At 69.1% G+C, this 21,037-nt stretch carries 20 protein-coding genes; 13 read left to right on the top strand and 7 right to left on the bottom strand.

Going from position 1 to position 21,037, the window contains the following annotated elements:
* Positions 1-11 precede the first annotated feature (11 nt).
* The gene (locus tag ACLHIH_RS09560) at positions 12-848 is read right to left on the bottom strand and encodes a fumarylacetoacetate hydrolase family protein (RefSeq protein WP_411316566.1); all 837 of its coding nucleotides are present in this window, start codon (positions 846-848) and stop codon (positions 12-14) included.
* A 94-nt stretch (positions 849-942) separates the two neighbouring features.
* Here ACLHIH_RS09560 and ACLHIH_RS09555 point away from each other — a divergent pair, with 94 nt between their 5' ends.
* Both ACLHIH_RS09555 and pdxH read left to right on the top strand, forming a co-directional pair.
* Positions 943-4,428 carry a bifunctional proline dehydrogenase/L-glutamate gamma-semialdehyde dehydrogenase gene (locus tag ACLHIH_RS09555; protein WP_411316565.1) on the top strand — a complete coding sequence of 1,162 codons (3,486 nt, stop codon included), beginning with the start codon at positions 943-945 and terminating at the stop codon, positions 4,426-4,428.
* Between the two features lie 64 nt (positions 4,429-4,492).
* On the top strand, positions 4,493-5,131 hold the full coding sequence (gene pdxH / locus ACLHIH_RS09550) for a pyridoxamine 5'-phosphate oxidase (protein ID WP_411316564.1): 639 nt from the start codon (positions 4,493-4,495) through the stop codon (positions 5,129-5,131).
* A gap of 45 nt (positions 5,132-5,176) precedes the next feature.
* Here the strand turns inward: pdxH and ACLHIH_RS09545 are convergent, their stop codons facing one another.
* The gene (locus ACLHIH_RS09545; protein WP_411316563.1) at positions 5,177-6,199 is read right to left on the bottom strand and encodes an isopenicillin N synthase family dioxygenase; all 1,023 of its coding nucleotides are present in this window, start codon (positions 6,197-6,199) and stop codon (positions 5,177-5,179) included.
* A 283-nt stretch (positions 6,200-6,482) separates the two neighbouring features.
* A complete protein-coding gene (locus ACLHIH_RS09540; RefSeq protein ID WP_411316562.1) occupies positions 6,483-6,809 on the bottom strand; it encodes a hypothetical protein in 327 nt (108 codons plus the stop codon).
* Between the two features lie 140 nt (positions 6,810-6,949).
* Between ACLHIH_RS09540 and ACLHIH_RS09535 the strand changes: the two genes are divergently transcribed.
* Positions 6,950-7,327: a GntR family transcriptional regulator gene (locus ACLHIH_RS09535; RefSeq protein WP_411316561.1), complete on the top strand. Its 378-nt coding sequence runs from the start codon at positions 6,950-6,952 to the stop codon at positions 7,325-7,327.
* 40 nt (positions 7,328-7,367) lie between these two features.
* Complete coding sequence (locus ACLHIH_RS09530; RefSeq protein WP_411316560.1) at positions 7,368-8,798, top strand: DUF2252 domain-containing protein; 1,431 nt, start codon at positions 7,368-7,370, stop codon at positions 8,796-8,798.
* 94 nt (positions 8,799-8,892) lie between these two features.
* Here the strand turns inward: ACLHIH_RS09530 and ACLHIH_RS09525 are convergent, their stop codons facing one another.
* Positions 8,893-9,090 (bottom strand): hypothetical protein, encoded by a 198-nt coding sequence (locus tag ACLHIH_RS09525; protein WP_411316559.1) that lies wholly within the window; start codon positions 9,088-9,090, stop codon positions 8,893-8,895.
* A 60-nt stretch (positions 9,091-9,150) separates the two neighbouring features.
* Positions 9,151-9,951 carry an SDR family NAD(P)-dependent oxidoreductase gene (locus ACLHIH_RS09520; RefSeq protein WP_411316558.1) on the bottom strand — a complete coding sequence of 267 codons (801 nt, stop codon included), beginning with the start codon at positions 9,949-9,951 and terminating at the stop codon, positions 9,151-9,153.
* A 46-nt stretch (positions 9,952-9,997) separates the two neighbouring features.
* Here ACLHIH_RS09520 and ACLHIH_RS09515 point away from each other — a divergent pair, with 46 nt between their 5' ends.
* The 6 genes from ACLHIH_RS09515 (at position 9,998) to ACLHIH_RS09490 (ending at position 16,483) form a co-directional block, all read left to right on the top strand.
* A complete protein-coding gene (locus ACLHIH_RS09515) occupies positions 9,998-10,873 on the top strand; it encodes an SMP-30/gluconolactonase/LRE family protein (protein ID WP_411316557.1) in 876 nt (291 codons plus the stop codon).
* Positions 10,874-10,995: 122 nt separating this feature from the next.
* Positions 10,996-11,451, top strand: coding sequence for an SRPBCC family protein (locus ACLHIH_RS09510; protein ID WP_411316556.1), 456 nt, complete (start codon positions 10,996-10,998; stop codon positions 11,449-11,451).
* 112 nt (positions 11,452-11,563) lie between these two features.
* Positions 11,564-13,417: a glycoside hydrolase family 15 protein gene (locus ACLHIH_RS09505; RefSeq protein WP_411316555.1), complete on the top strand. Its 1,854-nt coding sequence runs from the start codon at positions 11,564-11,566 to the stop codon at positions 13,415-13,417.
* A gap of 93 nt (positions 13,418-13,510) precedes the next feature.
* A complete protein-coding gene (locus ACLHIH_RS09500; RefSeq protein WP_411316554.1) occupies positions 13,511-14,623 on the top strand; it encodes a LolA family protein in 1,113 nt (370 codons plus the stop codon).
* On the top strand, positions 14,620-15,585 hold the full coding sequence (locus ACLHIH_RS09495) for an ATP-binding cassette domain-containing protein (protein ID WP_411316553.1): 966 nt from the start codon (positions 14,620-14,622) through the stop codon (positions 15,583-15,585). The genes ACLHIH_RS09500 and ACLHIH_RS09495 overlap by 4 nt, the downstream gene beginning before the upstream one ends.
* The gene (locus ACLHIH_RS09490; protein WP_411316552.1) at positions 15,572-16,483 is read left to right on the top strand and encodes an ABC transporter permease; all 912 of its coding nucleotides are present in this window, start codon (positions 15,572-15,574) and stop codon (positions 16,481-16,483) included. The genes ACLHIH_RS09495 and ACLHIH_RS09490 overlap by 14 nt, the downstream gene beginning before the upstream one ends.
* Positions 16,484-16,528: 45 nt before the next feature.
* Here the strand turns inward: ACLHIH_RS09490 and ACLHIH_RS09485 are convergent, their stop codons facing one another.
* Positions 16,529-16,966, bottom strand: coding sequence for an Lrp/AsnC family transcriptional regulator (locus ACLHIH_RS09485; protein WP_411317274.1), 438 nt, complete (start codon positions 16,964-16,966; stop codon positions 16,529-16,531).
* A 227-nt stretch (positions 16,967-17,193) separates the two neighbouring features.
* Here ACLHIH_RS09485 and ddaH point away from each other — a divergent pair, with 227 nt between their 5' ends.
* The 3 genes from ddaH (at position 17,194) to ACLHIH_RS09470 (ending at position 20,553) form a co-directional block, all read left to right on the top strand.
* On the top strand, positions 17,194-18,039 hold the full coding sequence (ddaH, locus tag ACLHIH_RS09480; RefSeq protein WP_411317273.1) for a dimethylargininase: 846 nt from the start codon (positions 17,194-17,196) through the stop codon (positions 18,037-18,039).
* Positions 18,036-19,253 carry an ornithine--oxo-acid transaminase gene (gene rocD, locus ACLHIH_RS09475; RefSeq protein WP_411316551.1) on the top strand — a complete coding sequence of 406 codons (1,218 nt, stop codon included), beginning with the start codon at positions 18,036-18,038 and terminating at the stop codon, positions 19,251-19,253. The genes ddaH and rocD overlap by 4 nt, the downstream gene beginning before the upstream one ends.
* Positions 19,254-19,359: 106 nt before the next feature.
* Entirely contained in the window at positions 19,360-20,553 is a 1,194-nt protein-coding gene (locus ACLHIH_RS09470) for a kynureninase (RefSeq protein ID WP_411316550.1), read from the top strand.
* Between the two features lie 12 nt (positions 20,554-20,565).
* On the opposite strand, the gene ACLHIH_RS09465 is transcribed toward ACLHIH_RS09470, so the two are convergent.
* Complete coding sequence (locus ACLHIH_RS09465) at positions 20,566-20,997, bottom strand: nitroreductase family deazaflavin-dependent oxidoreductase (RefSeq protein WP_411316549.1); 432 nt, start codon at positions 20,995-20,997, stop codon at positions 20,566-20,568.
* Positions 20,998-21,037: the final 40 nt, after the last annotated feature.

Below are 21,037 nucleotides of genomic sequence, written 5' to 3'. Positions count from 1 at the left end.
GAAGCGCCGCGTCAGGCGGCGCTTCCGGCGCGCACGCACGTGGTCCGCGTCGACCCGATGCGCTCGATCGAGCACTCGACGACCATCCCCGGCGCGAGGAACTCCTGCGGGTCGCGGCCGGCACCGACGCCCGCCGGCGTTCCCGTGAGGATGACGTCGCCGGGGGCGAGGCTCATGCACTGCGAGACGTACTCGACGATCTCGACGACACCGAAGAGCATGTCCGATGTCGACGACGACTGTTTCACCACGCCGTCCACTCGCGTTTCGATTCGCAGGTCCGGCTCGGTGCCGATCTCGTCGACAGTCACGAGCACGGGTCCGAGTGGAGTCGTGGCGTCGAAGGTCTTGCCCTGCAGAAACTGCGAGGTGCGCCGCTGCCAGTCGCGCACCGATACGTCGTTCGACACCGTGTAGCCGGCGATAGCGGCGCGCGCAGTCGCTGCATCCGCGTTCGACACGGCCGTGCCGATCACGATCGTGAGTTCGGCCTCCCAATCGGCCTGCTCCGAAACGGTGGGCAAGCGGATGTCGTCGCGCGCTCCGACGAGAGCCGTCGTGTACTTCGCGAACAGGGTCGGGTGGTCGAGCACCGTGTTTCCGAGCTCCGCGATGTGCCCGCGATAGTTCTGCCCGACACACACGATCTTGCCCGGGGTGACGATGAGCGGCGCGAGGTCGGCGCCGGCGAAATCGGGGCCGCGCTCACCCGTCGATGCGAGCGCTCCGAGGTCGACCCCCGACCGGAGGAGGTCTCCGACATCGGCGTGGTCGAGCAGCACGGTCGAGTCGCCGTCGACGATCGCCGCTCGGGTGGAGCCGTCGATGCGCAGGGTCGTGAGTCTCATGGGGCCAGTCTGACTGGCGAACGGTGGCCCGCAAACCCGGGACGGCGGGGTGGGCGACAGCGAACCCGTGGCCGGGAGGTTTAGGGTCGAGATCATGCCGAATGAGCTCGCTGGAGCGACAGTACGACCCCCCGATATCTCGTCTCAGACGATCGCGACCGTGCGCCGCTGGCTCGACGAGAGCGCGGATGTCGCGACCGACGCGTCGGCCGAACGGCTTGCGGGTGTGCTCAAGGATCCCCGCGGGCTCGACTTCACTCTCGGCTTCGTCGACCGCGTCGTGCGGCCCGAAGATCTGCGGGTGGCGGGAAAGAATCTCGAGGAGCTCTCGCGCGCGATCCCGAGGTTCCTGCCGTGGTACATGCGCTTCGCGATCCAGCTCGGCGGCGGATTCGCGCCCCTCATCCCGTGGCCGATCGTTCCGATCGCGCGTGCCGTGCTTCGTCGCATGGTGGGGCACCTCATCATCGACGCGACACCGACCAAGCTCGGGCCGGCGATCGAGAAGCTGCGCACCGACGGCGTGCGGCTCAACCTCAACCTCCTCGGCGAAGCCGTGCTCGGCGACGACGAGGCCGATCGCCGACTCGCGGGCACGCGCGAGCTCCTCGAACGAGACGACGTCGACTACGTGTCGATCAAGGTGTCGTCTGTCGCGAGCCAACTGTCGATGTGGGCGTTCGACGAGACCGTGACTCGCGTGGTCGAGCGGCTCACGCCGCTCTACGAGTTCGCGGCGTCGTCTCCGACCCCGAAGTTCATCAACCTCGACATGGAGGAGTTCCGCGACCTCGACCTCACGATCGCGGTCTTCGAACGCATCCTCGACAACCCGCGGCTCGTCGGTCTCGAGGCGGGCATCGTCTTGCAGGCCTACCTGCCCGACGCCCTCTCGGCACTCCAGGGGCTCACCGAGTGGGCGACCGCGCGGCGCGCTCGCGGCGGGGCGGGAATCAAGGTCAGGGTCGTGAAGGGCGCGAATCTCGCGATGGAGCACGTCGACTCCGAGATGCACCACTGGCCGCTCGCGACCTACTCGTCGAAGGTCGAGACCGACACCAACTACAAGCGCGTGCTCGACTGGGCTTTCACGCGCGAGCGCACCGATGCCGTGCGCATCGGGGTCGCGGGTCATAACCTCTTCGATGTCGCGTTCGCGTGGCTGCTCGCGAAACACCGCGGAGTCGAATCACGCATCGACTTCGAGATGCTTCTCGGCATGGCCACGGGTCAAGCGGATGCCGTGCGCCGCGATGTCGGCGGGCTCCTGCTCTACACGCCCGTCGTGCGCCCGACGGAGTTCGACTCCGCGATCTCGTATCTCGTGCGGAGGCTCGAAGAGAACGCGAGCACCGAGAACTTCATGTCGGGAGTCTTCGAACTGCGCACGTCGCCCGAGATCTTCGATCGGGAGGCCGAGAGGTTCCTCGAATCCCTGACGCGCCTCGAGCCGAGCGTGCCCGCATCCCACCGCGTGCAGAACCGGGCCCACCCCGCGGCCCCGGCTCCGGAGTCGTTCGCGAACACGGCGGACACCGACCCGGCCGTCGCCGCCAACCGGGCCTGGGCCGCGCGCATCCTCTCGAGGGTGCCGGGCTCCCGCCTCGGAGCGGATGTCGTCGAGTCCGCGCGCATCGACGACTCGACGAGTCTCGAGACCATCATCCGAAGCACTGCGGCGGCAGGGTCCGCGTGGGGGGAGCGTCGCGGCGAGACGCGCGCGAGGGTTCTCCGCGCCGCAGCCGACGGGCTCGAAGACGCTCGCGCCGACCTCATCGAGGTCATGGCGGCCGAGACCGGCAAGACCATCGCCGAGGGCGACGTCGAAGTGAGCGAAGCGATCGACTTCGCGCGCTACTACGCCGATCGCGCCGAAGACCTCGACAGGCTCGAGTCGGCGACGTTCGTGCCGTCGAAGCTCATCGTCGTGACGCCGCCCTGGAACTTCCCCGTCGCGATCCCCGCCGGGAGCGTTCTCGCGGCTCTCGCCTCGGGCTCGGGCGTCATCATCAAGCCGGCGCCGCAAGCCCGCCGCAGCGCTGCGGTCATGGTCTCCGCCCTGTGGGCGAGCGGGGTTCCGCGCGACATCCTCTCGTTCGTCGACATCGAGGAGGGCGACCTCGGGCGCGAACTCGTGGCTCACCCGCACGTCGACCGCGTGATCCTCACGGGCGGTTGGGAGACCGCCGCCCTCTTCCGCAGTTGGCGCCCCGACCTCCCCGTGCTCGCCGAGACGAGTGGCAAGAACGCGATCGTCGTGACTCCGAGCGCCGACCTCGACCTCGCTGTCGCCGATGTCGTGCGCAGCGCCTTCGGTCACGCGGGGCAGAAGTGCTCGGCCGCGTCTCTCGTGATCCTCGTCGGATCGGTCGCGCGATCGGAGCGGTTCCGCCGCCAGCTCGTCGACTCGGTGCGCACCCTGAGGGTCGGGTGGCCGCACGACGCGACGACCGTCATGGGTCCCGTCATCGAGGAGCCGTCGGGCAAACTCCTGGGCGCCCTGACCCGACTCGGAGAGGGGGAGACCTGGCTCGTCGAGCCGCGCAAGCTCGACACGTCTGGTCGCCTGTGGTCGCCGGGGGTGCGCGACGGCGTCGCACCGGGGAGCGAGTTCCACCGCACCGAGTACTTCGGTCCCGTGCTCGGCATCATGAGCGCCGCGAGCCTCGATGAGGCGATCGAGTTGCAGAACGCCTCCGACTACGGCCTCACCGCGGGCATCCACTCTCTCGACAGCGACGAGGTCGCGCAGTGGGCCGACGCCGTCGAAGCGGGAAATCTCTATGTCAACCGGGGGATCACCGGGGCGATCGTGCGCCGTCAGCCCTTCGGAGGCTGGAAGAGGTCGACCGTCGGCACGAGCGCGAAGGCGGGTGGCCCCAACTACCTGTTCACCCTCGGAGGCGTGGCGCCCGTGACCGCAGAGCCGTCGAGCTCCGTCGTGCTCTCGGGAGTGAGCGGTCGCGTCGCCCGCGTGATCGAGGCGGCGCAACCGGCGATGGACTTCGTCGAGTTCGATCGCGTGCGTGCGGCCGCGCGCAGCGACGAGAAGGCGTGGGCGACCGAGTTCGACGTCGAGCGGGACGTCTCGGCGATCCCGTCGGAGCGAAACGTGTTCCGCTACCGCCGTGCGCGCGTGACGGTGCGCCTCGCCGACGGCTCTGCTCCCGCCGACCTCGTGCGCATCCTCGCGGCGGCGACCCGCGCGCGCGCGACGGTCACGGTGAGTTCGGCGACACCCGTGGCCGCGGGGCTCGTGTCGCTCTTCCGTGCCGACGACACCCCGCTCGAGATCGACGACCTCGTCGTCGAGACCGACGCCGCCTTCGCCGTGCGCTTGCACGCGGGGGAGCTGCCCGAGCGCATCCGCCTCATCGGCGGATCGGCCTCCGACCTCGCCGCGGCCGTCGGCGGTTCGCCCGACGTCGCGATCTACGCCGGCCCCGTGACGACCGAGGGGCGCATCGAACTGCTGCCGTTCCTGCGGGAGCAATCGGTGAGCATCACCGCGCACCGGTTCGGCAACCCCTTCGCGGGAGCCCACGAGGTCTTGCCCGGCGACTTCGCCACGAGCGACTGACGCCCCGGTCGCAGACCACCGAGCACCGAAGACCGACCAGAACACGACGCCTGACGGGGACCCCATGGACTCGCTCGACCGCCACACCGACTACGGGTCGGAGCCTCTCGACGAGGCCGATGTCGGCACCGACCCGATGGCCACATTCCGGCGCTGGCTCGAGGATGCCGAGGCCCACGGCCTCTACGAGCCCAACGCGATGATTGTGAGCACGGTCGATGCCGGGGGAACGGTGAGCAGTCGCACGGTGCTGCTCAAGGGGCTCGACGCCACCGGCTTCGAGTTCGTGACCAACTACTCCTCGCGCAAGGGCCGCGCGCTGCTCGCGAACCCCGCGGTCTCGATCGTCTTCCCGTGGTTCTCGATGCAGCGACAAGTGGTCGTCGTTGGGCACGCGACACCCGCATCGGCGGACGTCAGTGACGCCTACTTCGCCGCTCGACCCCGAGGATCCCAGATCGCGGCGCTCGCGAGCGAGCAGTCGCAACCGATCACGAGCCGAGACGAACTCGAAGCACGAGTGCGCGAACTCGAGACCCGATTCGCCGGCGAGCGGCCCGTGCCGAGGCCCGAGGGGTGGGGCGCGTTCCGCGTGACGCCGAGCGAGATCGAGTTCTGGCACGGCCGCACGTCACGCCTGCACGATCGACTCCGGTTCACCGCGGAGGCCGGCGGGTGGCACCTCGAGAGGCTGCAGCCCTAGAGGTCGCCGACCGCGATCACGACGCGGTCGACGACATCCGCTCGTTCAGGGGGCGAGCAACTCCGGGTGGTGGATGGCGGCGACATCGGGGTGCGCGCGCAAGCGGCTCTTGAGGGCGTTCTCCCCGTAGGTCGAGAAGATCGGGTTCTGCGGGTCGACCGAGATTCCCGGAGCCTCGAGCCCGTCGGGGAGCGGGAGCACGGGGATGGTTCCGTCGAGGGCGGGGCTGTAGAAGAACGGGATCGAGATGCGGTCGTCTCCGATGCTCGGCGAGATCACGCGGTGCACGGTCGCCTTGAGGTAGCCGTTGGTCGCGACCTCGAGGAGCTCGCCGATGTTGACGACGAACGCGCCGTCGAGGGGCGGCGCGTCGATCCACTCCCCGTCCTTCTCGACCTGCAGACCGGCCTTGCCCTCCTCGACGTAGAGCAGGGTGAGCACGCCCGAGTCCTTGTGTGCGCCCACTCCCTGCTTCGGCTCGGGGTCGGACTTGCCCGGGTAGCGCACGATCTTGATGAGCGTCGACGAGTCGGTCGCGAAGGCGTCGTCGAAGACGTGCTCGTCGGCGCCGAGGGAGACGGCCCACGCGCGCATGAGTTTGAGGGCCACGGCGCTGAGCTCGTCGTGCCACCGGGTGATGTTCTGCTCGAGTTCGGGCAGGGCGGTCGGCCACTGGTTGGGCCCCTGGAGCACGAAGTAGTCGGGGGTTCCCGGCGCCTTCGGCACCGCGGCACGCTCGGGGCCGATGTCGATCTGCTCGCGCCAGTCGACCTTGCCCTGGGTCAGCTCGCCACCCACCCGCGTGTAGCCGCGGAAGTGCGGGCTCTGGAGGTTCTCGATCGCGAGCTTGTCGGCTTCGGGAAGGGCGAAGAACGAGCGCGCGGTGCTCATGACGCTCTCGACGAGATCGTCGGGCACCCCGTGACCCGTGAGATAGAAGAACCCGTAGTCGTGGGTCGCCTGTCGTAGTTCGGCACGGAAGGCGTCGGCTTCGGCCTCGCCGTCGTCGAGTCGGCTGAGGTCGAGAACCGGGAGGGTGAGAACGGAGGTGTCGGAGGCTGTCGTCATGGCTCCATTCTCAGCGACCGGTGTCGGGCATCCGCGAATATTACGCACCCACGGGCCGCATCATTCGGGCACCCCCCGAACTGGTGCCATGTGGGGCATTGTGCGGACACGGCTTGTCCCCCAAGCTTGATCCGGCGGAACTTCCCCCGGTTCCGCCCCCTCCACCGGATGCCCGATCCGCTGGATACAAGATTCGGTCGCGGGCACGAACCCGAAAGTCGTGCTCGCGGCCGCTTCTTTTCGAGTGGGTAGTGACTCCGAGCCAGGCCGGGTCAGGCCGCGATCAGACCGTCGCGGGCTCGGCGGCTGCGGGCTCGGGCAGCAGATGGAGCCCGGCCGGGGAGTCCGCAGACTTGACGAGCAGTTCGACCCAGCGGCGGTTCAGTTCCGGCTGCGCGGCGTCATCGAAGAGAAACTGCAGGGGAATCGAGTGGCTGATCCAGATCGTGGTGCGGCCGTACTCGCTCGAGTCGTCTCCGTGCCACGAGAACGCGAAGTTCTCCCGGCGTCGCAGCTTCGCGATCACCACGGCCTTCACGTGAGAGAGGGTGTTGTCGTCGATCGTGATCTCGGACCCCTGGGGACCGTAGATGAGCTTGCCCATGTTCATGCCTCTCTTCACGACCGCGGACGACAGGCCGTGACGTTACTTGGAATTATTCTAGATCAGCCGCTCACAGGGAATGATCGTTTTGCGACGAGCGGGCCGTCGCGTGTGCGCTCAGCGGCCACCCCGGGTTAACTCGACGCATGACCGTGCCCATCTCGATCGACCCGAAGTCGTCAGTGCCGCCGTTCGAACAGGTGCGCCTGTGCGTCGTCGACGCCGTGCGCGACGGGCGGATGCTCGCGGGGTCGAAACTCCCCACGGTGCGGCAGCTCGCGGCCGAGCTCGGTGTCGCGGTCAACACGGTCGCCAAGAGCTACCGTGCGCTCGAGAGCGACGGCGTCATCGTGACGCGGGGGCGGAGCGGCTCGTTCGTGGCCGCGCCCGGCGAGGGGAGCGCTCGTCTCGCGCACGAGGCATCCCTCGAATTCGCCCGCCGCATGCTGCACCTCGACGTCGAGGTCGACGACGCCGTCGCGCTCGTGCGCACGGCGTTCGACGCGGTGCGCCCCGGCGCGTGACTCGCGCGGCGACCCGCGGTCGACCTGACACAGTAGACACATGGCGACGCTTCCCGACGACTCGATAGCCCCGACGGGACACGTCGTGCACCGCGCGGTGAGCGGTGACGCCTACGCCTCGCTGCGACACCGGCCGACCCCGCGCACCGAGAGGGTCGCGCTCGGCAAGGCGATGCGCAAAGACGTGCCGCGGTCTACGCTCGGCGACTGGACGGCGCCGCACGATCGCGTCGACCCCATCGAGTCGATCATCCGCTCGCACGAGGGCAGGCTCGATCGACTCGTTCCGCTGCGAGTGGGGCGGATGCTCGCATCCCCCTACGGTTTTCTGCGCGGAAGCGCCGTCGTGATGGCCGAAGACCTCGCGGCGCTCCCCGCGACCGGCATCACGCCCGTCATCTGCGGCGACGCCCACGTGGGCAACTTCGGGTTCTACGCGTCGCCCGAGCGAGACCTCGTGATCGACCTCAACGACTTCGACGAAGCGCACCCGGGATCGTGGGAGTGGGATCTCCGGCGCCTCGCCGCGAGCATCTGGGTCGCCGGTCGGCAGAACGGCTTCAGCGAGGACCAGTGCGAAGCGGCCGTGCTGTCGTGCGTGGGGAGCTACCGCCATCAGATCGCCGACCTCTCGACGAAGCCGTTGCTCTCGCGATCGTTCGAGCGAGTGGATGTCGACGCCCTGCAATCCGTCATCACCGACGCCTCGCTTCACCGCGGTGTCGATAAGGCGGCGACGCGCGCGCGCAAGCGCACGAGCGACCGCGCCCTGCCGCGATTCGCGACCGAGGAGGGCGGCCGTCGCCGGATCGTCGAGGAGCCCCCGCTCATCACCCACCTCGACGACGACGACGCCGACGTGCTCGCGGCGGGACTCGACGAATACCTCGAGACGCTCACCCCGCACTGGCGGCGCGTCGTCGGGGGATACACGCTCGTTGATTTCGCCCACAAGGTCGTCGGCGTCGGAAGCGTCGGGCTGCGGGCCTACGTCGCGCTGTGCGAGGGCAGCAGTCCCGACGACGTGATCTTCTTGCAGCTCAAGCAAGCGCGCCGCTCGGTCGTCGCGCCCCACGTGCACGGCGATTCGGCGTGGCACGCCCACCAGGGTCAGCGCGTCGTCGAATACCAGCAGGCGCTGCAGACGGTGAGTGACCCCCTGCTCGGGTGGACGACGGTCGCCGGACGCCAGTATTACGTGCGCCAGTTCCGCAACATGAAGGGCACCGTGCCGATCGACAGCATCGGGGCCGCGGGCATGACCGACTACGTCGCGGTGTGCGGGCGGCTGCTCGCCAAGGGTCACGCGCGCACGAGCGGAGCGTCGATGATCGCCGGATACCTCGGCGGGAGCGCCAAGGCGGATGTCGCTTTCGCCCGATTCGCGAAGCTCTACGCCGACCAGACCGAGCGGGACCACTCCGCTCTCGTCGACGCGGTGCGCCTCGGCCGATTGCCGTCCGAAGCCTGACGATCGACCGCGTGTCGACCGAATGCCTCACGCTCGGGGCGAAACGACAGACGGCCCCCGCTCGGGAGCGGGGGCCGTCGAACTGATCGGGTGTCTACGCGGGTCCGCCCGAGACGGTGTCTTCGCCCGACTCCGCCTCGCCGTGGCCGGAGCCGTCGACGACATCCTCGTTCTTGCCGGTGTCTGTCGAGCTGTCGTCGTGCTTCGACGGGTCGAGGGCGTCTGAGCCGGTCGAGCCGCCGGTGCTGTCGGTCGCGGTGGTGTCGGTGGGGTCGCTCGCGTTGTCAGTCATAGCGCCCACCGTACGCGTGACCGCGCCCTCGGGAAACGGCCTTGACAGCGTGCCCGAACGCTAGATCGTGGCGACCGAGCCCGAGTCGACGCGGTAGTTCGACCCGTTCACGAAGCTCGCGCGATCGGAGCACAGGAACGCGATGACGCTCGCGACCTCTTCGGCCTCGCCGCGGCGCCCGAGCTCCATGTAGGGGCGCTCGTCGCTCAAGAACGACTCGATCGCCTCGTCGACCGAGGTGCCGAGCTCCTTCGAGCGCTTCTCCATCATCGCGTCGGTCATGGGTGTGCGGATGAAGGCGGGCGAGACCGCGTTCACGAGCAGACCCTCCGACGCGTAGCTGCGGGAGAGCCCCTTCATGAGGGCGAGCACTCCCGCTTTCGCCGAGCAGTAGGGGATCTCGTCGTCGTAGGGCTGCACGGCGTCCTCCGACGCGAGCAGCACGATGCGCCCCCATCCGCCCGTGCGCAGGGCGGGCAGGAAAGCGCTGACGAGACGCACCGGACCCATGAGGTCGACCTCGATGGTCTTCGTCCAGCCTTCGTCGTCGATCTCGTGGAAGAGCCCCTGGGCGCCCGTGATGCCCGCAGACTGCACGAGGATGTCGATCTCTCCCACGGCGCCCTCGACGCTCGACCGCAGTGACGCGATGGAGTCGACGCTCGTGACATCGGCCGCGAAGGCGAAGAGCTTCCCCTCCGCTGAGTCGAGCTTCGCGGCGGCGTCGTCGAGGCTCGACTGGTCGAGGTCGGTCACGACGACGGTCGCGCCCTCCTCGAGGAGCAAGCGGGCCGTGTGCCAGCCGATGCCCGAGTCTGCGCCGCTCACGAGGGCGGTGCGTCCACTGATTCCGAGATCCATCTCGTGCTCCTTAGTTGGGGGGATGTGCTCACCGTAGGCTTCCCCGATGACAAACCCCGTGAGCGTTCCCCGACTGTTCCGTGACAGCGCCGCCATCCTCGGCGAGAGCATCGTGTGGGATGCCGCCGCGAACGCCGTGCTGTGGTGCGACATCACGGCGGGCACGCTCCATCGCAGCCCGATCGACGGCCCCGTCGACGGCAGCGCCGACGAGGTCGTGAGGGTGCCCCCACCGCTCGCGTCGTTCCACCCCGCCGCGGGCGGGGGCTTGGTCGCGTCACTCGGCGACCGAGTGGTGCTGCTCGACGACGCGGGGGTCGTCGTGCGAGAGGTTGCGCGCATCGAGCACGCCCACGGCGGGATGCGGCTCAACGAGGGCAAGGCCGACCCCTCCGGTCGCTGGATCACCGGGTCGATGGACTTCGCCGGAACCCCCGACGGCGCGTTCTACTCGGTCGGGGTCGGGGGTGACGTGCGGGTGCTGCGCGGCGGCTTCGGCACCGCGAACGGCATCGACTTCAGCGACGACGGTTCACGCATCTTCTTCACCGACACCGCGGTGAGCACGATCTACGTGGGCGACTACTCGGTCGCGGGGGAGATCGGCGATGTCGAGCCCTTCCATCAGGGGGAGCCGCACGACGGGTTGACCCTCGATGTCGAGGGATATGTCTGGAGCGGCCTCTACGGGGAGGGGCGAGTCGTGCGCTACACCCCCGACGGCGTCGAGGATCTCGTCGTCGCACTCCCGGTGCCGAACATCACGTCCGTCGCCTTCGGGGGCGCCGACCTCTCGACCCTCTTCGTGGCGAGCGCCCGGGAGAACCTCACCGAAGAGCAGTTGCGCGAGCATCCGCTCTCGGGCGGGGTCTTCGCGATCGATACCGGAACACACGGCAGACACCCACATTCGTTTGGTTGAGTGGTTGCTGAGCAGATCTCGTGAGCGGGCACTGCGCTCGCTGAATGAAGCGCGTGCACGGTTCGCCCTCTGACTCCCCGACTCCCTCCCCGACCGACAACAAGAGAAGAAAAGAGAACACCATGGCTCAAGTCATCGAGACCGTCGACGTCAACGTTCCCGTGAGCGTCGCTTACAACCAGTGGACCCAGTTCGAGACCTTCCCGCACTTCCTCAGCTACGTCGACTCGATCACCCAGATCGACGACACCCACACGCACTGGAAGATCAAGATCGCGGGCGCCGAGCGCGAGTTCGACGCGACGATCACCGAGCAGCACCCCGACGAGCGCGTCGCGTGGAACAGTGTCGGCGGCGAAGAGAACCACGCCGGCGTGGTCACGTTCCACCGCCTCAGCGACACGACCTCGCGCGTGACCGTGCAGCTCGATTGGGAGGCCGAGGGTTTCCTCGAGAAGGTCGGCGCCGTCTTCGGTGTCGACGACCACGTCATCAAGTCCGACCTCAAGAACTTCAAGAAGTTCATCGAGGATGCCCCCGCCCCCACCGGCGAGTGGCGCGGCGACGTCTCCCACTAGACACACCAGACAGGCCCCGTCCGTTCCGGTGGATCCCGGCGCGGGCGGGGCCTTCTCCTTTCGCCCTCCCCCATCCGCCGTTGCAACCGGCCCCGCCGGTCGAGGAGCACGAGTGATATCAGAGACAACCCCCGCCGCCGCGTCATCCGATCGCGCGGGGTCGGCCGACCGGGTCGACGGCTACGCCGACCTGCGGTCATACGCGGCCATCGGTGACGGGCGCACGGTCGCGCTCATCGCGACCGACGGGGCGGTCGACTGGTTTCCCACCCCCAACCTCACCGACCCTCCCGTGTTCGCGGCGATCCTCGATGCGCCGCACGGCGGACGCATCGAGTTGCGCCCCGTCGACGATTTCCGCGTCGAGAGGCGCTACCTGCCCGGAACCAACGTGCTCGAGACGACGTTCGCGACCGACTCCGGAACCGTGCGCGTGACCGACGCTCTCGTCACGGGAGTGGCGGGGCGGTTGCCGTGGTCCGAACTCGCGCGACGGATCGAGGGCGTCGACGGCGAGGTCGCGATGCGCTGGACCGTGGCCCCCGGCACCGCCTTCAAGGCGGCTTCCCCCTGGGTGCAGACCACGGTGCACGGTCCGATCATCCGCGTCGACGGCGTCATGCTCGGCGTGCGCGGTCTCGACCATGGCCCGTTCGAGCCCGAGCCGCAGAGCGTGAGCGGAGCCTTCACGACCTCCCCGCAATCGCGCCACCTCGTCGTTCTCGCCGCGACGAAAGACGAGCCGCTCCGCATGCTCACGCCCGAGATCGTCGACGAGGGCATCGACCGCACCGTCGACAACTGGACGTTCTGGTCGAGAGAGTTCTCCTACGAGGGGGCATGGCCCGACGCCGTGCACCGCAGCGCCCTCGCGCTCAAGCTCCTCATCCACAGCCCCACGGGGTCGATCGCGGCAGCGGGCACGACATCGCTCCCGGAGTCCCACACCGCGGAGAAGAACTGGGACTACCGGTACGCGTGGGTTCGCGACCTCGCCTACACGGCGCACGCGCTCATCCGCTTCGGTCTGCGGGAGGAGACCCACGCCGCGGTGTCGTGGATGCTCACGACCATCCGCCGGCACGGCCCCGAACTCTACGTCTTCTACTCCCTCGACGGCGAGGTTCCCGAGGGGTCGTCGTATCCGGAGGTTCCGGGATGGCGCGACCACGGTCCCGTCACCGTCGGGAACGACGCTCAGGGGCAGCTCCAGCTCGGAATCTACGGCGACCTCTTCGACCTCATGAGGTTGTACGTCGACGACGGCAACGTGCTCGACGCCGAGACCGGCCGGTTGCTCGCCTCCGTCGCCGACCGCACGTGCGACACGTGGCAGCAGAGCGACGCGGGTATCTGGGAGCTCCCCGAGGAGCGGCACTACACGTCGTCGAAGATGGGATGCTGGCAAGCCCTCGACGCGGCGGTGCACCTGTGCGAGCTCGGCCAGATTCCCGGAGGCTCGGAGCGCTGGGTCGCCGAGCGCGACCGCATCGCCGCGTGGATCCACGAGCACGGATGGTCGGAATCACGCCAGGCCTACACGATGTATCCGGGTAGTGACGAGCTCGACGCCTCCGTGCTCCTGCACGCGCCGAGCGGTTTCGACCGCGGGGAGCGCATGTCGAAGACGATCGACACGATCGCGAGAGAACTCGGGCGCGGGTCGCTCGTCTACCGCTACTCGGGGATGCAGCACGAGGAGGGGACCTTCGTCGCGTGCGCGTTCTGGCTCGCCTCCGCGCTCGCGTGCGTCGGTCGCCTCGACGAGGCCGTCTCCCGCATGGACGACCTCATCGGTCTCGCGAACGACGTGGGCCTCTACTCCGAGATGATCGACGCCGAGACCGGCGAGTTCCTCGGCAACCTGCCCCAGGGGCTCAGCCACATCGCGCTCATCAACGCCGTGATCACGATCGAGGAGATCCGCGAGGATCGCGAGCGCGAACGCGGCGACGGCGAACGCTGACAGTCCGCTTCGGGCCCGCGGAATTCGCAGTTTGCGGGCGTATCGTGGCGACACCATCCCCCGCTCGGCAGGGTCGCTCAGGAGTGCGCAGTCATGACAAGAAAATGGACCAAATGGGTGCCGGCAGCCGCCGTGCCCGCAATCATCGCGGCCGGCGTGATCGTCGCCCCTCTCGGTGCGACGGCAGCGGGCGATCTGCCGGAGAAGTCTCCTCGGGAACTCCTCGACTTCGCGGCGGCGGCCGACGTCGACGCGTTCGCGGGAACCGTCGAGCAGACCTCGGAGCTCGGCTTGCCCGAACTCTCCGCTCTCGGATCGACCGACTCTCCCGACGCGACGGGGTCCGATAGCGACCTCGCCTCGATGCTCGACCTCGCGACGGGAAGCCACACGGCTCGCGTGTGGGTCGACGGCGCCGAGCGCGCGCGACTCCAGGTGCTCGATCCTCTCGCCGAGCGCAACCTCATCCGCTCCGGTGACGACGTGTGGTTCTACAGCTCGACTGATCAGACCGCCACACACGTGACCCTCCCCGACGTGCCCGAGGGGGTCGCGGCAGACGCCCGGGCCGCGAAGGAGCGGTACATCGAGAGCCTCGATCGCTCTCCCGCCGAACTCGCCGACGAGCTCTACGCAGCAGTGGACGAGTCGACCGAGATCTCGGTCGGTAGCGAGTCCGAGGTCGCCGGGCGCGCGGCGTACGAGCTGCGACTCGACCCCGACGACGCCGACACTCTCGTCGACTCCGTGTCGGTCTCGATCGACGCCGAGACGGGCCTCGCGCTCGCCGTCGAGGTTCGGGCGGTCGGTGCCGCCGATCCCGTGTTCCGCTCGGCATTCACCGAGATCACCCTCGAGACCCCCGACGCCTCCGTCTTCGAGTTCACTCCACCGGAGGGTGCGACCGTGACCGAGAAGGCTCTGCCGACCGGGCCATCCGGCGACCGGGCGGTGCCCGAGACGGGTGGCGACGAGAGTGGCGCCCCCACCGTGATCGGTTCGGGATGGTCGACCGTCGTCGAATTGGGCGACGTCGAGATTCCCGCCGAACTCGCGGAATCCCCGCTCTTCGACACCGCGACGACCGCGGTCGACGGCGGCCGGGCGTTCTCCACCGCCCTCGTGTCTGTGCTGCTGACCGACGACGGGCGGGTGCTCGCGGGCGCCGTGCCCGTGAGCGTGCTCCAGGCGGCGGCCGCAGGGTGACCCCGAGTCGCGCCGACTCCCTCGCGATCGAGACGGATGCGCTCACCAAACGTTTCGGCACGCAAACGGCCGTGAGCGGCATCGACCTCGCCGTGCCCCGGGGGACGGTGTTCGGTTTTCTCGGACCCAACGGCTCGGGCAAGACCACGAGCATCCGCATGATGCTCGGGCTCGTGGCGCCGACATCCGGTGCGGTCACGGTGCTCGGCGAAAGCATGCCCGAGCGACTCGCGACGGTGCTGCCGCGCGTCGGGGCGCTCGTCGAGGGGCCGGCGTTCTACCCGTTCCTGTCGGGAGCCGCGAACCTCCACCGCCTGGACACGGCCGACGGCCGCGCATCGTCGCGAACACGCCGGAGCCGGGTCGCCGACGCCCTCGACCGGGTCGGGCTGAGTCACGCCGCGTCGAAGAGGGTGCACGCGTACTCCCTCGGCATGAAGCAGCGCCTCGGGCTCGCGAACGCCCTGCTCTCCCCGCGCGACCTCCTCGTGCTCGACGAGCCGACCAACGGGCTCGACCCCCAGGGGACCCGGGAAGTGCGGTCACTCATCCGGTCGTTCGCGGCCGACGGCACCACGGTCTTCGTGTCGAGCCACCTCCTCGCCGAGATCGACCAGATGTGCACCCACGCGGCCGTCATGAGCGCGGGCAGCCTCGTGGCGCAAGGGAGCATCGACGAGGTGCGGGGCGCCGGCGACACCCTCGTGCGCGTGCAGACCCCTGACATCGGCGATGCTCGCCGGGTTCTCGAGTCGTTCGGTCTCGTCGTGCCCGAGGTCGGAGGTGCAGACTCGTCGCCGACCGTCGTCGGGAGCTCGACGATCGACCTCGACGACCCCGACCGCATCGTCGACGCCCTCGTCGCCGCGGGCGTGCGAGTGCGGGGATTCACGGTGGCGCGACCGAGTCTCGAGGAGCGGTTCGTCGCGCTCACGGGGGAGGGTTTCGATGTCGTCCAGTGACGATCGCCGCGGTCCGCCCGGTGACGATCCGCGCGGTGACCGGCGCGGTGCGCGGGTGGAGACCGGCGTGGTGCAGGCGCGGCGCCCGAGGCTCGCCCCGCTCGTGTGGTCGGAGATCACCGTGCTCTTCCGCCGTCGCCGCACCCTGGCGATGCTCGCGGCCGTCGCACTCATCCCGATCCTCATCGCCGTCGCGATCCGACTGTCGTCGAGCGGGGGTGGTGGCGGGCCGGCGTTCCTCGGTCAGATCACCGACAACGGTCTCTTCGTCGTCGTCACGGCCATGGTCGTCGCAACGCCGCTCTTCCTCCCCCTCACGATCGGTGTGGTCGCGGGCGACACGATCGCGGGGGAGGCGGGGCACGGAACCCTGCGCTACCTCCTCATCGCCCCCGCCGGACGGGCGAAGCTCCTTCTCGTCAAGTTCATCGGCGCCGCGACCTTCTGTGCCGTCGCGGCCCTCACGGTCATCGTCGTCGGCATCGCCATCGGCGCGCTGCTCTTTCCGATCGGTCCGATCACCCTGCTCTCGGGAGGCACCATCCCCGTGAGCGAAACCGTCGGGCGCTTTCTCGCCATCGGGGCCTACGTCGCCATCTCGTTGCTCGGTCTCTCGGCTGTCGGACTGTTCATCTCGACCCTCACCGACGTCCCCGTCGGAGCGATGGCGGCGACCGTCACGGTGTCGGTCGCCGCGCAGATCCTCGGCCAACTGCCGCAGCTGTCGTGGCTGCACCCGTGGCTCTTCACCGAGCACTGGCTCGGGTTCGCCGACATCCTGCGCGACCCGATCTCGTGGCAGTCGTTCGGAGACAACGCGCTGCTGCAAGCCGGGTACGTCGCCGTGTTCGGGGCGCTCGCCTACGGCCGCTTTCTCACGAAAGACATCCTGAGCTGACGCGCGGGCCCGACATCGGCGCGCGCTCGATCGCCCGTGTCGACGTCAGTCGTGCTGGCGATGGATGAGTCGCGAGAGCACGATCGCGCTGCGCGTGTGGTCGACGTTGGGGGCGATGCGCACGCGCTCGAGAGCGAGCTCGAGAGACGGAATGTCGCGCGAGCGCATGTGCACGATCGCGTCGGCCGAACCCGTGACGGTGCCCGCATCCACCACTTCGGGAACATCGGAGAGGATGCGCCGCAGCTCGTCGGGCGCGACGGTGCCGCGGCAGAACAGCTCGACGTAGGCCTCGGTCGCGAGCCCGTCGACGGCGGGATCGACCTGGATCGTGAAACCGCGGATGACCCGGTCGACGACGAGGCGGTCGACGCGCCGTTTGACCGCCGAGGCCGACAACCCCACGATCTCGCCGATGTCGCCGTAGCCCGCGCGCCCGTTCTCGCGGAGCACGTCGATGATGCCGTGGTCGAGAGCGTCCATGCGGTCGAACATACGGTGAAATCGTGTGTGGGAGCTACCTCAGGCGCAGAATCGGTGCGCGAAACTGCCGAAACGACCGCGGGCGTGCGTGCGAGACTGAGCACGGGAGAACGAGCGCCGCATTCGGCCGCTACTCCGCCGGCACCCTCGGTGCCCGCCACGACCTCGAAGGAGCATCCGTGTCGACCACGAGCGCCCAGAATCCGAGCAGCACCACCCCCGACTCGATGAGCACGACGAGCATTGTCGACGCCGTCGAACCCGCCGCGACACGCGTCGCCACGAAGCGCACCGTGCTCATGTGCCGCCCCGAACACTTCACCGTGAGCTACCGCATCAACCCGTGGATGCACCCCGAGGAGCCCACCGACACGAGCCTCGCCGTGCGCCAGTGGGAGGTGCTCTACCAGACCTACCTCGACCTCGGTTTCGACGTGCACCTCATCGACCCCGTCGAGGGTCTGCCCGACATGGTCTACGCGGCCAACGGCGGGTTCGTCATCGACAACATCGCCTACGGGGCGTCGTTCACCTACCCGCAGCGCCAGCCCGAAGGCCCCGCCTACATGGACTGGTTCCGCGCCAACGACTTCGACGTGCGCGTTCCCGCGAACATCAACGAGGGTGAAGGCGACTTCCTCCTCGTGGGTGGCGTCATCCTCGCCGGCACGGGTTTCCGCAGCGCCTCGAACAGCCACGAGGAGATCGCCGAGATCTACGGCCGCGAGGTCGTGACACTCGAGCTCGTCAACCCGAGCTTCTACCACCTCGACACCGCCATCTCGGTTCTCGACGACACCAACATCGCCTACCTGCCGAGCGCGTTCAGCGCCGAGGGTCGCGCGCGACTCGACGAGCTCTTCCCCGACGCGATCATCGCGACCGAAGACGACGCCGCAGTTCTCGGCCTCAACTCCTACAGCGACGGCTACAACATCGTCATCGCGTCGCGCGCGAAAGACTTCGAGCGCCAACTGCGCGAGCGCGGATACAACCCCATCGGCGTCGACCTCTCCGAGCTCCTGCTCGGCGGCGGCGGTGTCAAGTGCTGCACCCTCGAGCTGCGCCGATGAGCACCGCGGCGGCGTTCATCCGGGGTGAAGACGACCACCTCGCGCGCACCTACACGCCGCTCGCGGTCGTCGTCGAGCGCGGCGAGGGCGCGTGGGTCACGGATGTCGACGGCCGCAGGTACCTCGACTGCCTCGCCGCGTACTCGGCCGTCAACTTCGGTCACGGGCATCCGACGCTCCTCGAGGCGGCCCGCGCGCAACTCGAGCGCGTGACGCTCACGAGTCGCGCGTTCCACAACGACCAGCTCGGGCCGTTCGTCACGGCGCTCGCCGAGCTCGCAGGCAAAGACCTCGTGATCCCCATGAACACGGGGGCCGAGGCCGTGGAGACGGGCATCAAGGTCGCGCGTGCCTGGGGGTATCGCGTGAAGGGCGTCGTGCCGGGGCGGGCGAACATCGTCGTCGCCGACGGCAACTTCCACGGGCGCACGACGACCATCATCGGGTTCTCCAACGACCCCGTCGCGACGACCGATTTCGGCCCATTCACCCCGGGTTTCGTGTCGGTGCCCTACGGCGATCCGGCGGCGCTCGAGGCGGCGATCGACGAGAACACCGTCGCGGTGCTCATCGAACCCATCCAGGGTGAGGCCGGCATCATCATCCCTCCCGCCGACTACCTGCCCGCCGTGCGGGAGATCACGTCGCGGCACCGCGTGCTCTTCATCGCCGACGAGATCCAGTCAGGGCTCGGGCGCACCGGGGCGACCTTCCAGTGCGACAACGTCGGGGTGGTTCCCGACCTCTACCTCCTCGGCAAAGCGCTCGGCGGCGGCATCGTTCCGGTGTCGGCGGTCGTCGGCGATCGCGACATCATCGGGGTGCTCAACCCCGGCGAGCACGGCTCGACGTTCGGCGGAAACCCGCTCGCGGCCGCCGTCGGTTCGGCCGTCGTCGCGCTCCTCGCGACGGGGGAGCCGCAGCGGCGAGCCGCGATGCTCGGCGCGCGACTCGACGAGCGGCTGCAGGCCCTCGTCGGGCGTGGGGTGCTCGCCGTGCGCACCGCCGGACTGTGGGCGGGCATCGACATCGACCCCGCACTCGCGACCGGGCGGCACGTGTGCGAACGGCTGCTCGAGAGGGGCGTGCTCGCGAAGGACACGCACGGGTCCACCATCCGTCTCGCGCCCCCGATCGTCGTGGAGGAGGCCGACCTCGACTGGGCGATCGACCAGCTCGAGGCCGTGCTCGCCGACCTCGCCCCCCGCCCCTAACCCCCCCCGAAAGTACGCAAATTCCGCACAGGTACGCCGGATCCGGCGTACCTGTGCGGAAAGTGCGTACAGTCGGCGGTGGTATCTGCTCGCGTAGGGTTCTCGAGTGAACAGCTCCACCGAACTCGACGCCGCTGACCCGCTCGCGGCGCACCGCTCCCTCTTCGTGCGCGACGACGACGTCGTCGCCTACCTCGACGGCAACTCGCTCGGGCGACCGCTGCGCGCGAGCGCCGAGCGCATCAGCAGCTTCGTCACCGAGCAGTGGGCCTCGCGGCTCATCCGCGGGTGGGACGAAGGATGGCTCGAACTCCCGACGCTCGTCGGTGACGAGCTCGGCGCCGCGGCGCTCGGTGCCGCGGCGGGGCAAGTGGTCGTCGCCGACTCGACGACCGTCATCCTCTACAAGCTCGTGCGTGCCGCCCTCGCCGCGCGCCCCGACCGCACCGAGATCGTCGTGTCTCGAGACGACTTCCCGACCGATCGCTACATCGTCGAGGGCATCGCTGCCGAGCGAGGTCTCACCGTGCGGTGGATCGAACTCGGCGACGAGCTCGGGGTCACGCCCGCCGCGCTCGCCGAGGTCGTCAGCGACGCGACGGCCGCGGTCGTGCTGAGTCACGTGGGCTACCGCTCGGGGTATCTCGCCGACATGGCCGCGCTCACCGCTGTCGCCCACGATGCCGGCGCACTCGTCGTGTGGGATCTCAGCCACTCCGTGGGGTCGGTGCCCGTCGAGCTCGACGCGTGCGGGGCCGACCTCGCCACCGGCTGCAGCTACAAATACCTCAACGGGGGTCCGGGGTCTCCGGCGTTCGCCTATGTGAGGGCCGACCTGCACGACGAACTGCGTCAGCCGATCCGAGGATGGCTCGGCGCCGCGGCACCCTTCGACATGGGGTCGAGCTTCACGCCGGCCGACGGCATCCGCTCCTTCACGAGCGGTACCCCGCCCATCATCGGCATGCTCGCGATGCGCGACATGATCGCGCTCATCGCCGAGGTGGGCATGGAGGCGATCCGCGCGAAATCGGTGGCTCTCACGGGGTTCGCGATCGAGCTCGCCGACGAGATTCTTCCCGAGGCGACCCTCGCGACGCCGCGCGATGCCGCACGCCGAGGTTCACACATCACCCTCGACGGTGGCGGGTTCGCCGACATCGTGCCGAAGCTCTGGCGTCAGGGGGTCATCCCCGACTTCCGCGCCCCCGACGGCGTGCGCATCGGACTCTCGCCACTCTCGACGAGCTTCGCCGAGGTCGAGCTGGGGATGCTCGCGATCCGTCACCCCGGCGCCTAGCGCGCCCTCGGATCAGCCGAGCGGTTCGAGCACGACGAGCGGGATCTGCCGCGACGTGCGCTTCTGGTAGCCCGCGTAGTTGCGGTAACGCCCGGTGATGAGCGGCCACATCCGGTCGCGCTCTTCCTGGCTCGCGACGCGGGCGACGCGCTTCTCCACGGGTCGGCCCTCGATGCGCACCTCGACTCGCGGTTCGTCGCGCAGGTTGAGATACCAGGCCGGATGCGTGGGTTCCCCGCCCTTCGACGCGACGATCACGTAGGAGTCGCCCTCGACGAGAGGAGCGGTGAGCATCGCCGAACGCGGTTCGCCGCTCTTGCGGCCGATCGTCGTGAGTTCGATGACGGGCATGCCCATGGCCTTCCACCCGACCCTTCCGCCGGTGACGGCGAGGAGGGTTCGGTGCGCGACGTTCATCGCCTTCATGGTGAGGTCGCTGGGCATGCTCCCACTGTACGTCGGCGTTCCGGGCGCGGCCGGTGAG

This window comes from Marisediminicola sp. LYQ134, assembly GCF_046599635.1.
Taxonomy (GTDB): domain Bacteria; phylum Actinomycetota; class Actinomycetes; order Actinomycetales; family Microbacteriaceae; genus Marisediminicola.
Note: the sequence above shows the minus strand (reverse complement) of the source record. Positions and strands in the feature narration are given on the sequence as shown.